Source organism: Stappia sp. P2PMeth1 (genome assembly GCF_900185735.1).
Taxonomy (GTDB): domain Bacteria; phylum Pseudomonadota; class Alphaproteobacteria; order Rhizobiales; family Stappiaceae; genus Stappia.
Window position 1 is genome coordinate 20,550 of the sequence record NZ_FYAW01000060.1, and the last position, 15,427, is coordinate 35,976.

Below are 15,427 nucleotides of genomic sequence, written 5' to 3' on the forward strand. Positions count from 1 at the left end.
CACAAGGCGCCGGGCTGCACAAGCGGGCTGAGCATGGGTAGCCCGCAAGGCTTGTCGTTGCCCGAGCGGTTACACCGGCAGGATCGCAGTCCCCTCGATCTCCACCATCGCCTCCGGCTCGACCAGCGCCACCACCTGGACGACGGCCATCGCCGGATAGTTGCGTCCCATCACCGAGCGGTAGACGGGCCCGAGTTCCTTCAGGCACTCGCGATAGGCGTCGATGTCGGTGACATACCAGGTCAGGCGGGCAATGTGCTCGGGACCGCCGCCGGCAGCGGCGACGACGGCGACAACGTTCTCCAGCGTCTGGCGGATCTGACCGAGGAAATCGGACGCGAAGACCCCGTCCGGAGTCCAGCCGATCTGACCACCGGTCAGCACCATCCGTCCCTCCCCGGCCATGCCGTTGGCATAGCCTTTCGGGATCGGCCAGCCGTCGGGCTGCAGGGCCGCAAGCGGCGAGGGAACGGCGGCACGCGCAGGCATCGCGGTGGCGGTGTCGGCAGTCTTGCTCATAGGGTCTTCCAGGTCCCGATCTTCAACGGTTCGCGTTTACGACGCGGCGGATCTTGCGGCCGGCGGCTCGCTCTCTCCCGCCGCCAGTTCCCGCAGCGCAAAACGCTGCAGCTTGCCCGTCTCGGTGCGCGGCAGCGCGGAGACGAATTCGATGGCGCGCGGATACTTGTAGGGAGCGAGTTCAGCCTTGATGTAGTCCTGCAGTTCCTTCACCAGCGCCGCATCCCCCGTGACGCCGGGTTTCAGCACCACATAGGCCTTGACGATGCGGCCACGATCCGGATCCGGGGCACCGACCACTCCGCACTCCGCCACGGCCGGATGGGCCAGCAGCGTTCCTTCGACCTCCGGACCGGCAATGTTGTAGCCGGACGACACGATCATGTCGTCGGAGCGCGCCTGATACCAGAAATAGCCGTCAGCGTCGCGGATATAGGTGTCGCCCGTGACGTTCCAGCCGTTGATCACATAAGCAGTCTGGCGGTCGTCGGCGAGATACCGGCAACCGGTGGGACCGCGCACCGCGAGCCGGCCGGGCGTGCCGTCCGGCACGTCCTCACCGTCGGGGCCGATCACCTTCGCCTCGTAGCCCGGCACGGGCTTGCCGGTGGCTCCGGGACGCACGTCCTCCTCGCGCGCAGCGATAAAGATATGCAGCATTTCGGTCGCGCCGATGCCATCGAGAATGCGGATGCCGGTTGCCGCCAGCCATTCGTCCCAGGTCGCCTTGGGCAGGGCCTCACCAGCCGAAACGCATTTGCGCAAGGACGAGAGATCCGCCTCGCCCTTCTTGGCGAGGATCGCGCGATAGGCGGTCGGCGCGGTGAAGAGCACGGTGGGGCGCATCTGCGGGATCGCCTTCAACAGATCGTCGGGACCGGCCCGCTCCAGCAGGATGGCGGTCGCACCGACGCGGAAGGGGAACAGCACCAGCCCGCCGAGGCCGAAGGTGAAGGCAAGCGGCGGCGAGCCGATGAACACGTCGCTTTCCTGCGGCCGCAGGACTTCGCGCGCGTAGCAATCGCAGATCGCCAGCATGTCGCGGTGGAAGTGCATCGTTGCCTTGGGCACGCCGGTGGTGCCGGAGGTGAAGCCGAGCAGACAGACGTCGTCGGCAGCGGTATCGCAGGCCGCGAAGTCCGGCGAAGCGGCCTCCATGCGGCGCTCCAGCGAAGCGTCGTCGCCACTGCCGGCATAGAGGATCGTCGCCAGCCGGCCGGTACGGCCGCGCGTCAGTTCCATCTCCTCGGCAAGGCGGTGGTCGCAGACGGCGAGCGAGAGCTCCGACTTGTCGACGATGACGGCAAGCTCCTTGGCGCGCAGCAGGGGCATGGTGGCAACGACAATGCCGCCGGCTTTCAGAATCGCGAAATAAACCGCCGTCATCATCGGCGTATTGGGAAAGCGCAGCAGCACCCGGTGGCCCGGCTGCAAGCCGAAATCGGCGACAAGGACATTGGCGATGCGGTTCACCTTTTCGGCGAGCTCCGCATAGGTCCAGCGCTCGGCCGGGGAAACCAGCGCCAGCTTGTCGCCGCGCCCTTGCGCGACGTTGCGGTCGACCAGCTCGACGGCACAGTTCATGCGCTCGGGATAGCCGAGCTTTTCCAGATTGATAAAGTCGGGCCAGAGCTCACGCGGTGGCAGATTGTCCGCCGCGAAAGTGTCGGTGTGGGCTGAGCGGGCCATTCGGCACTCCTGTGGAAGGTTGGGGCGGCCGGTTTCCGGCGCGTTCTATGGTTGTCATTCGGCCGCCGCCGCGGAGGAGCGGCGGGCGGCATGGTCGGCGATCGCCTGACGCGCGATCACGATCTTCTGGATTTCTGTTGCGCCCTCGTAGATGCGCAGCGCGCGGACATCTCGGTAGAGCTCTTCCACCTTGCAGCCGACGCGCACGCCATGGCCACCATGAAGCTGGACCGCACGGTCCACCACTTTCTGGGCATTCTCCGTTGCGACCATCTTGGCGAGCGCCGCTTCTCGCGTGACGCGCGGGGCACCCATGTCCTTGGTCCAGGCGGCGCGATAGACCAGCAGTGCCGCCGCATCGACATCCGCGACCATGTCGGCCAGCGCGCCTTGCGTCATTTGCAGATCGGCAAGCGGTGCCCCGAAAAGCTGGCGGCTGGTGGTGTGCTCAAGCGTATCGGCAAGGGCCCGGCGCGCGAAGCCGAGCGCCGCCGCCCCGACCGTGGAACGGAAGATGTCGAGCGTCGCCATGGCGACCTTGAACCCCTCCCCCGGCCGGCCAAGGCGAGCGGAGACGGGCACCCGGACACCGTCGAAGGACAGGGTCGCCAGCGGATGCGGAGCGACCGTGTCGATGCGCTCCTTGACCGAGAACCCGGCCGTGTCGGCGTCGACCACGAAGGCCGAGAGCCCCCTCGCGCCCGGCGCCTCGCCGGTGCGGGCGAAAACCACGTAGTGATCGGCAATGCCGCCGTTGGAGATCCAGGTCTTCTCGCCGGAGATGCGGACATGGTCCGGCCCGTCGGCGTCCGCGACGGTGGCAAGCGCAGCAACGTCGGAGCCGGCCTCCGGCTCTGACAAGGCGAAGGCCGCGATCTTCTCGCCGCGCATGACCGGAGGCAGGTAGCGATCCTTCAGCTCGTTCGAGCCGGCAAGCGTGATGGAGCCGGTGCCCAGCCCCTGCATGGCGAAGGCGAAGTCGGCGAGACCGTTGTAGCGGGCGAGCGTTTCGCGGGCGATGCACAGGCTGCGAACGTCCAGCCGCTCATGCAGGCCGCCATGGGACGCCGGAACGGCGGCACGCAGCAGACCGGCCTTGCCGAGCGCGGCGACCAGCCTGCGACAGGAACCGTCGACGTCATGATGGTCGGCAAGCCGCTCGATCTCGGCGGCGGCGAAGGCCTCCACCCGCGCGGCAAAGGCGCGGTGTCCGTCGTCGAAGAACGGCCAGTCGAGAAAGCTCAGGTCGGTCATCGCATCCTCCTCGACGACAGCGCGTCAATTGCCCTCGAAGACGGGCTTCTGCTTCGCCGCGAAGGCCTCGAAGGCGCGGCGGTAATCTTCGGTCTTCATGCAGACCGCCTGCGCCAGCGCCTCGGCTTCGATGGCCTGGTCGATCGACATGTCCCACTCCATGTGGAGCATGCGCTTGGTCATGGCATTGGCGAAGGTCGGACCGGCGGAGAGGCTGTCGGCCAGCGTCTTCGCCTCTTCGAGAACCGCCTCGGGCGACGCCAGACGGTTGAAGAAGCCCCAGCGCTCGGCCTCCTCGCCGCTCATGACGCGGCCGGTATAAAGAAGTTCCGAGGCACGCCCCTGTCCAATGATCCTCGGCAGGATGGCGCAGGCGCCCATGTCGCAGCCGGCAAGACCGACGCGGTTGAACAGGAAGGCGACCTTGGCGCCGGCCGTTCCCACGCGCAGGTCCGACGCCATGGCGATGATTGCCCCCGCACCGACGCAGATGCCGTCGATGGCGGCGACGATCGGCTGCGGGCAGGCGCGCATCGCCTTGACCAGTTCTCCGGTCATCCGGGTGAACTGGAGCAGGCCCGGCATGTCGCGCGACAACAATGGCTCGATGATCTCGAAGACGTCGCCGCCGGAGCAGAAATTGCCGCCGGCACCGGTGACGACCACCGTCTTCACCTCTTCGTCGAACTGCAGGGCGCGAAACAGGTCGCGCAATTCGGCGTAGGAATGGAAGGTCAGCGGGTTCTTGCGCTCCGGCCGGTTCAGCGTGATTACCGCCGTCTTGCCGTCCACCTCGAGACGGAAATGGGTCGGTCGATAGTCCCGCACGGGCAGCGCGATCGAATAGGTCTCCTGCGCGCCGATGATCGGGGCGGAAACGGTGGCATCAGCCATTGGACGGCTCCTTGTGGATAGATGGCGCGTTGCGAGCGGCCTCCGAGGCCGCTCGCGCCGAAGCCTTGGCCCGTGCAAGCAGCGCCATGAGCTGCTCGATATCGGCGTCCGAAAGCCCGGCGAAGAGATCGCCGACCCAGTCGCCATGAGCATGTGCCATGGCCTCGAAACCGGCCCGTCCCTCGGGTGTCAAGGTGACCAGGGCGGAGCGCCGGTCGCCGGGAGCCGGGCGGCGCTCGACGAGCCCGTCCTGGACCAGGCGCTCGACAAGGCCGGTGACATTGCCGGCCGAGACCATCATGCGTCGCGAAAGATCGCCGAGGGTCAGCCCGTCCGGCGCCTTTTCCAATTGCGCCATCAGATCGAAGCGCGGCAGGGTGACATCGAACGCGCCGCGCAACCGGGAGCGGATCTCGCTCTCGATCAGGTTTGTCAGGGTCAGCAGCCGCAGCCAGAGGCGCAGCTCGGCGCGGTGGTCGTCGCCATGCAGGCGGGTCTCCGCATCAAGCAGGACGGCAGGAGCCTCCCCCTCGCTGTCGCCAATGTCCTTGCTAGCGCCTTCGTCCATCCCTCTTCCCTCACATCACCTCGCCGCCGGCGACCGCGATCGCCTGGCCGGTCACGGAACGGGCCGCATCGCCCGCCAACCAGGCAACCGCGTCGGCCACCTCGTTCGGATCGATCAGCCGCTTCTGCGGATTGTCGCGCACCATGTCGGCGATAATGTCCGCCTCCTCGCGGCCAGTCTTCTCACGGATCCGCGCAACGCTCTCGCGCACCAGATCGGTGTCGGCAAAGCCCGGACAGACCGCGTTGACGGTCACCCCGGTTTCCACCGTTTCCAGCGCCAGCGACCGCGTCAGACCGATCACCGCATGCTTGGCGGCCACATAGGCCGAGACGTAGCGATAGCCCTTGAGCCCCGCCGTCGAGGCGACATTGACGATGCGCCCGTCGCCGACCGCGATCATGCCGGGCAGCACGGCGTGGCAGGCGTTCACGATGCTCATCAGATTGACCGAGAACATCCGCTCGAAACGATCGGGCGGCGTCTTCAGGAAGGGAGAGCTTTCAGCCTGGCCGGCATTGTTGACGAGGATCGCAACGCTGCCGTGCATCTCCTCGCACGCGCGCAGCGCCGCGATCAGCGCGTCCCGGTCGGTGACGTCGGCGACAGCAAAACCGGCCGCTCCGATCTCGCGCGCCGTCTGCTCCGCCCGCACGGCATTTCGCCCGAGGATGGTGACGGTTGCGCCGTCGGCGATCAGCCGGCGGGCGATCGCAAGCCCGATCCCGCGCGTTCCCCCGGTCACCAGGGCGTGACGGCCGTGCAACGGAGCCTCTTTCGCCATGCCTCTCCCCGAACCTTTCTCCGGTCGGCGCCGCGCCACCAGAACGGCGTTGCGTCGCGAATTATTTTAAGCTTAAAATATCTGCGAGGGGGACGCAAGCGCATCGATGCGGCGACCCGAGATCGGCGGCACGCCGGCCTGTCGGGAGGCCTGCGAGGCTTGGCCGGCGGCGATGTCCCGCAAACCGAACACGACAGGGAAGGATCTGGTCATGCGTATCGAGGTCATCGGCGGCGGCCCGGCGGGGCTCTATTTCGCCATCCTCATGAAGAAGGCGCGCCCGTCGGCCCGCATCACCGTGCATGAACGCAACAGGCCAGACGACACGTTCGGCTTCGGCGTCGTGTTTTCCGATCAGACCCTTGAGACCTTCGAGAAATACGATCGCGAGAGCTATCGCGCCATCACCGAGAACTTCGCCTATTGGGATGACATCGCGATCCACTACAAGGATGCGAGCTTCCGGATCGGCGGCAACGGGTTCTGCGGCTGCTCCCGGCGCACGCTGCTGCTGCTGCTGCAGGAGCGCGCCCGCGAACTCGGCGTCGAGATGCACTTCCAGGCCGAAGTTCCGGGCATCGAACAGTTCCCCGACGCGGACCTGATCGTCGCCGCGGACGGCATCAACTCGGCAGTGCGCGAGGCCCATCGCGACCACTTCCGCCCCTCGGTCGACCTGCGCCCGAACAAGTTCACCTGGATGGGCTCCACCAAGCCGCTCGATGCCTTCACCTTCTATTTCAAGGAGACCGAGCACGGGATCTTCATCGCCCACACCTATCAGTACGAGCCCGGCCGCTCGACCTGGGTCCTCGAAACCGACCCGGAAACGTTCGAGAAGGCCGGCATCGGAGCGATGTCGGAGCAGGAGTCGGCCGACTTTCTCGAAGGCGTGTTCGCGCAAGAGCTCGACGGCCACAAGCTGCTGATCAACCGGTCGATGTGGCGCAACTTTCCGATGATCCGCAACGCCCGCACGACGATGGACAATGTGGTTCTGCTGGGCGATGCCAAGTCGACGGCGCATTTTTCCATCGGGTCCGGCACCAAGCTTGCCATGGAAGACGCCATCGCGCTCTACGAGAGCGTGATGCGCAAGCCGACCATTGCCGACGCGCTTGCCGATTTCGAGGACACGCGCCGCGAGGAGGTGGAGAAGACCCAGCATGCGGCGGACGTGTCGCTCGTCTGGTTCGAGCATGTGAAGCGCTACTGGCACATGGATCCGGTCACCTTCGCCTTCGGCGTGATGACCCGCTCCAAGGCGATCACCTATGACAATCTGGAACTGCGCGCGCCTGACTTCGTCGACGCCGCGGCTCGCGCCTTTGCGGAGAAGGTCAAGGCGTCCGGGCTCGACGTCGACACGCAGCGCCCGACGGTTCCCGCCTTCCAGCCGCTGCGCCTGCGCGAGATGCAGGTCTCGAACCGCTTCGTCGTCTCGCCGATGTGCATGTATTCCGCCGTCGACGGCATGCCCCAGGACTTCCACCTCGTCCACTACGGCTCGCGCGCCATGGGCGGTGCCGGCCTCGTCTTCACCGAGATGACCTGCGTGTCGCCGACCGCGCGGATCACTCCGGGCTGCGCCGGCCTTTGGACCGACGAGCAGCAGGTCGCATGGACGCGCATCGTCGACTTCGTCCATGCGCAGTCGGATGCGAAGATCTGCCTGCAGCTCGGCCATGCCGGGCGCAAGGGTGCCTCGAAGCTGATGTGGGAGGGCATGGACCGGCCGCTGCCCGCGACCGAGGCCTGGCCGATCCTGTCGGCGTCCGCCCTGCCCTATTATCCCGAGAGCCAGACGCCGAAGGCGATGGACCGGGCCGACATGGATGCGGTGAAGGCGGATTTCGTTGCCGCCGTCGAGCGGGCGATTGCCTGCGGCTTCGACATGATCGAGCTGCACTGCGCCCATGGCTATCTGCTGGCAAGCTTCCTGTCGCCGGTCACCAACCAGCGTGACGACGCCTATGGCGGCTCCATCGAGAACCGGTTGCGTTACCCGCTCGAGGTGTTCGAGGCGATGCGTGCGGCCTGGCCGAAGCACAAGCCGATGTCCGTGCGCGTCTCGGCGACCGACTGGATCGAGGGTGGCATCACCGGCGACGACAGTGTGGTGATCGCCCGCGCCTTCGCCCAGGCTGGCGCCGATCTCATCGATGTCTCCACCGGCCAGACCAGCCCGGAAAGCTCGCCGGTCTACGGCCGCATGTACCAGACGTCCTTCTCCGACCAGATCCGCAACGAAGCGGGCATCGCCACCATGGCGGTCGGCGCCATCACCTCGGCGGACCAGGCCAACACGATCCTGGCCGCCGGCCGCGCCGATCTGATCGCGCTGGGGCGGCCGCATCTCGCCGACCCCGCCTTCACCTTGCGCGCGGCGGGCGACTACGGCGTCGGCGACATCTTCGCTCCGAAGCAGTACCAGCCGGGCAAGTTCCAGCTCCTGCGCAACGCCGAGCGGGCTCGCGAGGAATTGAAGGAACTGAAGCTCAAGGCGAAGCCGAAGACCCACAACCCGGCCTATCGCGAAGCCGCGGAATAGGGCGCAAAATCGGCAACTCTCTCCGGGGCGCGTGCTGCTGCGACAGGACGCGCCCCGTGCAATCGCGCTTGTGCGACTCTGCGTCCGGGAGTAAGCATTCCGCCAATACGTCTTCTTTCCGGACATTCACACGTGGATCAACGCATCCGTCGGACCAGCGCCGACACGGTCGCAAGCGCGTCCGCGTCGAACAGGCTGGTTGTGCTGGACGCCCTGCGCGGCCTTGCGGCCCTCGGCATCCTGTGGCGCAACATCTTCGTTTTCGGCATGCCCACCGTCGCCTTCGCCCTGCCGGAAGAGTGGGGGGAGACGGTCGTCGCCAATGTCGCGTCGTGGTTGTTCGTCGTCATCTTCGTCGACGGAACCATGCGCGGCCTGTTCTCGCTGATCTTCGGGGCGACCGCGATCCTGCTGATGGAGCGTCATGCCCGCGCGCCTGGCGGGCTGCTGGCGGCAGATCTCTATTTCCGCCGGCTGATGTGGCTGATCGTCTTCGGCATCGTTCACGGCTATCTGCTGCTGTGGCCACACGACGTTCTCTACGTGTACGGCATTCTGGGGATGTTCCTGTTCGTCTTCCGGAACGTCTCGGGCCGGACGCTCCTCGCCATCGCGCTGGTGATCTTCGTTGCTTCCTCCCTCAAGGACGGGACCGGCCTGTCGCTGGACCGCATCTCAAGCGATGCCTTCGAGGCGGCGCAGAGCGAGCAGGCGGCCTCCCGCAGCGAGACCGAGACGTCCGAGACCCCGGCGGATTCCTCCGGGAGCTCGCAACCGCAGGAAGACAGCCGGCTCAAAAGCCAGGCTGCCGAAAGCCAGGATGGCGAAGACCAGGACGACGCCGCTCGCCAGGAGGCCGAGGAAGAAGCGGCCATGTTCGACGAGCTTGAGCGGATGGCCCTGGCGGAAATGGACGAGCGCCTCGCCAGCTATACCGAAGTCGTGCGCAACCTTGCTCCCGAAACCTTCCAGGAACAGACCACGCTGTTCTTCAGCGATCACATCCTGGATGTCGGCGCGATGATGTTCTTCGGAATGGCGCTCTACCGTCTCGGAGCCTTTTCGGGCCGTTGGAAATCATCACACTATGCGATGATGACCGTCTCGGGCCTGTGTGGCGGGGCGCTCGTCGGCTTCCTTGTCCATGGCACCAGCGCTGTTCCCGGCTTCGAGAACTGGTCCATCGGCTCCTGGGACGCCTATCTCTACAATCTCCGAAGGTTGCTGATCGGGCTGGGCCTGATCGGGCTCGTCAACCTGCTCGTGCGGCGAGACGCCGGGCAGTCGCTGCTGTCTCCCTTCGTCGCCGTCGGACGCATTCCGCTCACCACCTATATCGGCCAGACGGTCATCTGCGTGCTGCTCTTCTATGGTTTCGGCTTCGGCCTGTTCGGGTCGATGGAGCATCACCAACTGCTTCTGGTCGCTCTTGCCATCAACGCAGCGCAGATCGTCTTCGCCCTTGCCTGGCAGCGCAGCGGCCGGCAGGGACCGATGGAATGGCTGCTGCGCTGGCTGACCCAGAAGGGGCCGGTTCCTCCCACCGACGCGGGACCCGAGCACAGGGGCTGACAGACGGGGCTGACAGACGGGGGCGGTCAGTCGCAGTCGCGGCGCGATGAGACGGCAGGGCCGCCCGACTGCCCGCTTCCGGTGACGACGCCAGTGGAGCGGCATCGCTCCCGGCGGGTCAGCGGCCGGGCTTCGCCGGCCATGCAGGCCGCGTAGGCCCTGTCGAACGCGGCCTGCCAGGCTGCGGCATCGACATGCCCCACCCCTTCGAGCGCGGCAATGCCCGCAGCGGTGCGAGCACCGCGCGCGGCGCCGTCCGGGCTCCAGCCGGTGCCGCGCCGGTCCCGCCCGGCAAGCCCGCCGACGATGGCGCCCTCGATGCCGGCAGCCGCCACGTCGCCTGCATGGGGGCCTCTCGGCGTGTCTCGGTCGGCAAAATCCGAAGCAATCTCGGCACAGGCCTGCGACCGCGATGTGTCGACAGGCTCGGGACCGGAATCGGCCCGCGTCTCGAACGCTACCAGCAGCCCGCAGACGCACAGGGCGACGGCACACCGTCCAGGTGTTTCCAGCCAGACCGATCCCGTTCGCGTCATCGCGCCCTCCTCTTCCGAGCAGGCCGATCGCGCGCAGCGCGCCCATCGCCGCCGGAAAACTCCCCTCAACCTATTCGGTTTCCGCTTTCCACATGCTTAACTTCACCGTCCGTGCAAGACGGGGCTTCACAGAGGAAATATTTTAGGCTTAAAATATTTCCAGCCGCCGGGAGAGCGGAAGCGGCAAACCCGCTGCGATAACGACGATATGCCATCCAGATGCACGCACGGACCAGACGGTCTGGCTGCGGGCGGTCCTGAGGGGAGACTATGATGAAGCGTATGTTGACGGCGGCAGTCGCCGCTGCGGCTCTTGGCCTGACCGGTCTGGCCGCCCAGGCCGAAAGCCTGAAAATCGGATTCCTCGCCACCTTGTCCGGACCGCCGGCTGCCCTCGGCGAGCACATGCGCGACGGCTTCCTGCTTGGCGTGAAGCAGGCCGGTGGCAAGCTTGGCGGCCTCGACACCGAGGTCCTCGTCGTCGACGATGAGTTGAAGCCCGACGCGGCGCTGACCAAGGTGCGGGGCCTGATCGAACGCGACCAGGTCGACATCCTCGCCGGCATCGTGTTCTCCAACGTGATGATGGCCGTCTACAAGCCGATCATCGATTCCGAGACGATCTTCGTCGGCAGCAACGCTGGCCCGTCTCCGATCGCCGGCAAGGCCTGCTCGCCCTACTTCTTCACCACGTCCTATCAGAACGACCAGAACCACGAGGCGATGGGCAAGTATGCCGAGGATGCCGGCTACAAGCGCATGATCATCATGGCGCCGAACTATCAGGCCGGCAAGGACTCGCTGGCGGGCTTCAAGCGCTACTTCAAGGGCGAGGTCGTCGATGAGATCTACACCCAGCTCGGCCAGCTCGACTTCTCGTCGGAGCTGACCAAGATCGCCGCCGCCAAGCCGGACGCCGTTTTCGTGTTCATGCCGGGCGGCATGGGCGTCAACCTCGTCAAGCAATATGCTCAGGCCGGTCTGGCCGGTCAGGTGCCGTTCCTCTCCGCCTTCACCGTCGACGAGACGACGCTGCCGGCGACCCAGGACACCGCGCTCGGCCTCTTGTCTGGCGCTCAGTGGGCACCGAACCTCGACAACGAGGCCAACAAGGCCTTCGTCGCGGCCTTCGAGCAGGAATTCGGCTATGTGCCGTCCATCTATGCCTCGCAGGGCTATGACGCAGCGCGCCTCATCGACGGCGCTCTCAAGCAGGCCGGCGGCAAGGCCGACAAGGCCAAGTTGATGGCCGCCATGAAGGATGCTCCGTTCGAAAGCGTGCGCGGTGACTTCAGCTTCAACACCAACAACTTCCCGATCCAGGATGTGTATGTGGTGAAGGCCGTCAAGCGCGAGGACGGCAAGTATGCGACCAAAACCGTCGAAAAGGTCTTCGACGACAAGGTCGATGCCTATGTCGGCGAGTGCGCAATGAACTGACGCCCTTCCCGCCGGGGCCCGTGCACGCCCCGGCGGGACCTTCGCCCCATAACCTCCCATCGCAATGCTTGCGCAACCGACGAGGCCGGTCCGTTGAGCGCCACCCTTCTTGCCGTCCAGACGCTGAACGGCCTGCAACTCGGTATCCTGTTGTTCCTGATCGCCGCGGGCCTGACACTGGTCTTCGGTGTCATGGATTTCATCAATCTGGCGCATGGCGTGCAATACATGCTCGGCGCCTATCTGGCGGTTGCCGGCTATGGCATCACCGGAACGTTCTGGGGGGCGCTGCTGCTGGGCCTGCTGGGCGCACTCGTTGTCGGGTTGGTCCTTGAACTGCTGGTCTTTCGGCATCTCTACGACCGGGATCACCTCGACCAGGTGCTGGCGACTTTCGGCATCATCCTGTTTCTCAACGAGGCGGTTCGCGCCATCTGGGGCTCGACACCGCTGACCCTGCCGATGCCGGATCTCCTGAGCGGGTCCTTCGAGCTGATGGACGGGCTGCGCTATCCGGTCTACCGCATCGCGCTCATCGCCGCCGGCCTGCTGGTGGCTGCCGTGCTCTACGTGCTCGTGACCCATACCCGCGCCGGCATGCTGGTGCGCGCAGGTGCCACCAACGCACCGATGGTCGCCGCGCTCGGCGTCGACATCCGCCGCCTGTTCATGCTGGTCTTCGGCTTCGGCACGATGCTCGCCGGTTTCGCCGGCATTCTCGCCGCTCCGATCCTCGTCGTCGAACCGGGCATGGGCGACAATCTGCTGATCCTTGCTTTCGTCGTCATCGTCATCGGCGGCATCGGCTCGATTCGTGGCGCCTTTATCGCCGCTCTGATCGTCGGCCTCGTCGACACGCTGGGGCGCGGGTTCGCGACCGATATCGCCAGACTGGTGATGTCTCCCTCGGCCGCCAATGGCGTCGGACCGGCCATTGCATCGATGCTGATCTATGTCCTGATGGCCGCCGTCCTGTTCTTCCGGCCGACCGGCCTGTTCCCGGCGCGTGGAGGCTGACCCGATGACCGCAAGCTCCTCCGCCGAGGCCGCAACGGCTGCTCTGTCCCCAGCGCCGCGGCGCTCCCGCGAGACGCTGATCGCCGCCATCGCCTTCCTGCTCTTCGCGGCGCTGCCGCCGGTGGCGAGCGCGATGAACGACACCTTCCTCGTCTTCTTCGCGATCCGGGTGATGGTGTTCGCGATCGCCGCCGTCAGCCTCTCGCTGATCCTCGGCTTCGGCGCCCTGGTCAGCTTCGGTCATGCGGCCTATCTCGGCCTCGGCGCCTATTCGGTCGCGATCCTGGCCGAGCACGGCTATTGGGACGTGACGATATCCCTGCCGGTGACGCTGCTTGTCTGCGGCCTCTTCGCTGCCGTCACCGGCGCGATCAGCCTGAAGACCCGCGGCGTATACTTCATCATGATCACCCTCGCCTTCGGGCAGATGGCCTATTACACGGCGACATCGCTCTCCGCCTATGGCGGCGACGACGGGCTGACCATGTGGGGACGCACGGAGATCTTCGGATCCTCCGTCCTCGGTGACAGGACGACTTTCTATTATGTCGTGCTCGGCGTCCTTTTGCTCAGCTACGTGGTTGCCCGGATGATCGTCGCATCCCGCTTCGGCCGCGTGCTGCAGGGCGCCAAGCAGAGCGAGATGCGCCTGCGCGCCATCGGCATCGATCCCTACTGGTACCGGCTCGTTGCCTATGTGATCGCCGGGATGATGGCCGGCCTCGCCGGCGCGCTGCTTGCCAACGCGGCGGAGTTCGTGTCGCCGGCCTACATGTCGTGGCACCGGTCGGGCGAACTCATCGTCATGGTGGTGCTGGGCGGCCTCGGCTCACTTGCGGGCTCCATCGTCGGCGCAGCGACCTTCCTCGTGCTGGAGGAGGTGCTGGCGCATTTCACCGAACACTGGCGGCTGATCTTCGGGCCGCTGCTCGTGCTGGTCGTGCTGTTCGGCAAGGGCGGTCTGACGGCAATGCTCGGGGGAGGACGCAAGAATGGCTGACCCGATCCTGCAGCTTCAGGACCTGACCAAGGCCTATGGCGCGCTCAAGGTCACCGATCACGTCTCGCTCGACGTGCTGCCCGGCGAGATCCACGCGGTGATCGGTCCGAACGGTGCCGGCAAGACGACATTGATCGGCCAGATCTCCGGTTCGCTGCGCCCCGACGGCGGCAGCATCCGCTTCGCCGGCGAGGATGTCACCCATCTGCCGATGCATGCGAGGGCGCGCGCGGGTCTCGCCCGCTCGTTCCAGATCACCGAGATTCTGCCCGCCTTCACGGCCCGCGAGAACGTGGCGCTGGCGCTGCAGGCGCGCCAGGGCCACTCCTTCCGCTTCCTGCGCAATGTCTCGCGCGACCGCGACCTCAACGAACGTGCCCTCGCCTGCCTTGCCGAGCTCGGCCTTTCCCAACGCGCGGACCTGCCCGCCGGCATCCTGTCGCATGGCGAGAAGCGAGCGCTGGAGCTCGCCATCGCCATGGCCTGCGAACCGAAGCTGCTGCTTTTGGACGAGCCGATGGCCGGCACGGGACGCGAGGAAACCGACCGCCTGGTCGAGGTGCTCGGCCAGCTCAAAGGTCGATACGCCATGCTCCTGGTCGAACATGACATGAGCGCCGTCTTCGCGCTGGCCGACCGGATCTCGGTCCTCGTCTATGGACAGATCATCGAGACAGGCACCCCGGAGCAGATCCGCACCAGCGCCAAGGTGCGGGAAGCCTATCTCGGCGAGGAGGCCGCCTGATGACCGATCTGCTGGAACTGGACGGCATCGAGGCCGCCTATGGCGCGGCAAAGGTGCTGTTCGGCATGAGCTTCACCGTCGGCACCGGCGAGGTCGTCACCCTCATGGGCCGCAACGGCATGGGCAAGACGACCACCATCCGCACGCTTATGGGGATGATGGCGGCGAGCAGCGGAAAGATCCGCTTTGAGGGTAAGGACGTGACCGGCGCGCCATCCTACCGTATCGCGCAGTGCGGGCTGGGTCTGGTGCCGGAAGGCCGGCAGGTGTTTCCGACGCTTTCGGTCGAGGAGAACCTGGTTGCCACCGCCGCAAACCGCTTCGGCGCGGCGCCTGGCTGGTCCCTGTCGCGGGTCTACGAGTTCTTTCCCCGATTGAAGGAGCGGCGCGCCAACATGGGCAACCAGCTCTCCGGCGGCGAGCAGCAGATGCTGGCCATCGGCCGGGCGCTGATGACAAACCCGAAGCTCCTCATTCTCGACGAGGCGACCGAGGGACTGGCGCCGCTGATCCGCGCCGAGATCTGGAGTTGCCTCGAGCGGCTCAAGAGCGAGGGACAGTCAATCCTCGTCGTCGACAAGAATGTCGAGGCGCTGGAGTCACTCGCCGACCGGCATGTGGTGGTCGAGAAGGGCCAGGTTGCCTGGAGCGGCACGAGCGCCGAGCTGAAGGCCGATCCGACGATCCGGGAACGCTATCTCAGCGTGTGAAAATCGCAGATTTCAGCCAATGCGAGAGATCAGGGCGTCCCATCCGGCACCCTTGCGCGCAATGCATGGCCGCATCGCAAGCCCGTCCCGCAATTTCCTTGCGTCGGCGGTCCCGATCCCGTACCCCATCCTTCCGAACGAATAGTCA

General features: G+C 66.1%; 14 protein-coding genes. 7 read left to right on the plus strand and 7 right to left on the minus strand.

Annotation, left to right across the window (positions count from 1 at the left end):
- Positions 1-69: 69 nt before the first annotated feature.
- The 6 genes from P2PM1_RS24340 to P2PM1_RS24365 all read right to left on the minus strand — a co-directional run bounded on the left by P2PM1_RS24340 (position 70) and on the right by P2PM1_RS24365 (position 5,708).
- Positions 70-489, minus strand: a complete 420-nt coding sequence (locus P2PM1_RS24340) for a RidA family protein (RefSeq protein ID WP_244293206.1) — start codon at positions 487-489, stop codon at positions 70-72.
- A gap of 66 nt (positions 490-555) precedes the next feature.
- Positions 556-2,208: a benzoate-CoA ligase family protein gene (locus P2PM1_RS24345; protein ID WP_186400893.1), complete on the minus strand. Its 1,653-nt coding sequence runs from the start codon at positions 2,206-2,208 to the stop codon at positions 556-558.
- 54 nt (positions 2,209-2,262) lie between these two features.
- Positions 2,263-3,462 (minus strand): acyl-CoA dehydrogenase family protein, encoded by a 1,200-nt coding sequence (locus P2PM1_RS24350; protein WP_186400894.1) that lies wholly within the window; start codon positions 3,460-3,462, stop codon positions 2,263-2,265.
- A 24-nt stretch (positions 3,463-3,486) separates the two neighbouring features.
- A complete protein-coding gene (locus P2PM1_RS24355; protein WP_186400895.1) occupies positions 3,487-4,356 on the minus strand; it encodes an enoyl-CoA hydratase family protein in 870 nt (289 codons plus the stop codon).
- Positions 4,349-4,924, minus strand: a complete 576-nt coding sequence (locus P2PM1_RS24360; RefSeq protein ID WP_186400896.1) for a MarR family winged helix-turn-helix transcriptional regulator — start codon at positions 4,922-4,924, stop codon at positions 4,349-4,351. The genes P2PM1_RS24355 and P2PM1_RS24360 overlap by 8 nt, the downstream gene beginning before the upstream one ends.
- A 10-nt stretch (positions 4,925-4,934) precedes the next feature.
- Complete coding sequence (locus P2PM1_RS24365) at positions 4,935-5,708, minus strand: SDR family NAD(P)-dependent oxidoreductase (RefSeq protein WP_186400897.1); 774 nt, start codon at positions 5,706-5,708, stop codon at positions 4,935-4,937.
- A 211-nt stretch (positions 5,709-5,919) separates the two neighbouring features.
- On the opposite strand from P2PM1_RS24365, the gene P2PM1_RS24370 reads away from it, so the two are divergent.
- On the plus strand, positions 5,920-8,259 hold the full coding sequence (locus P2PM1_RS24370; protein ID WP_186400898.1) for a bifunctional salicylyl-CoA 5-hydroxylase/oxidoreductase: 2,340 nt from the start codon (positions 5,920-5,922) through the stop codon (positions 8,257-8,259).
- A 132-nt stretch (positions 8,260-8,391) separates the two neighbouring features.
- The gene (locus P2PM1_RS24375; protein ID WP_186400899.1) at positions 8,392-9,831 is read left to right on the plus strand and encodes a DUF418 domain-containing protein; all 1,440 of its coding nucleotides are present in this window, start codon (positions 8,392-8,394) and stop codon (positions 9,829-9,831) included.
- Positions 9,832-9,857: 26 nt separating this feature from the next.
- Here P2PM1_RS24375 and P2PM1_RS24380 read toward each other — a convergent pair whose 3' ends face one another.
- Complete coding sequence (locus tag P2PM1_RS24380; protein WP_186400900.1) at positions 9,858-10,367, minus strand: hypothetical protein; 510 nt, start codon at positions 10,365-10,367, stop codon at positions 9,858-9,860.
- A gap of 273 nt (positions 10,368-10,640) precedes the next feature.
- On the opposite strand from P2PM1_RS24380, the gene P2PM1_RS24385 reads away from it, so the two are divergent.
- The 5 genes from P2PM1_RS24385 (at position 10,641) to P2PM1_RS24405 (ending at position 15,279) form a co-directional block, all read left to right on the plus strand.
- Positions 10,641-11,807 (plus strand): ABC transporter substrate-binding protein, encoded by a 1,167-nt coding sequence (locus tag P2PM1_RS24385; RefSeq protein WP_186400901.1) that lies wholly within the window; start codon positions 10,641-10,643, stop codon positions 11,805-11,807.
- 93 nt (positions 11,808-11,900) lie between these two features.
- On the plus strand, positions 11,901-12,824 hold the full coding sequence (locus tag P2PM1_RS24390; RefSeq protein ID WP_186400902.1) for a branched-chain amino acid ABC transporter permease: 924 nt from the start codon (positions 11,901-11,903) through the stop codon (positions 12,822-12,824).
- 4 nt (positions 12,825-12,828) lie between these two features.
- Entirely contained in the window at positions 12,829-13,824 is a 996-nt protein-coding gene (locus tag P2PM1_RS24395; RefSeq protein ID WP_186389935.1) for a branched-chain amino acid ABC transporter permease, read from the plus strand.
- The gene (locus tag P2PM1_RS24400) at positions 13,817-14,569 is read left to right on the plus strand and encodes an ABC transporter ATP-binding protein (protein WP_186400903.1); all 753 of its coding nucleotides are present in this window, start codon (positions 13,817-13,819) and stop codon (positions 14,567-14,569) included. Before P2PM1_RS24395 ends, P2PM1_RS24400 begins: the two co-directional genes overlap by 8 nt.
- Positions 14,569-15,279, plus strand: coding sequence for an ABC transporter ATP-binding protein (locus P2PM1_RS24405; RefSeq protein ID WP_186395101.1), 711 nt, complete (start codon positions 14,569-14,571; stop codon positions 15,277-15,279). Before P2PM1_RS24400 ends, P2PM1_RS24405 begins: the two co-directional genes overlap by 1 nt.
- Positions 15,280-15,427: the final 148 nt, after the last annotated feature.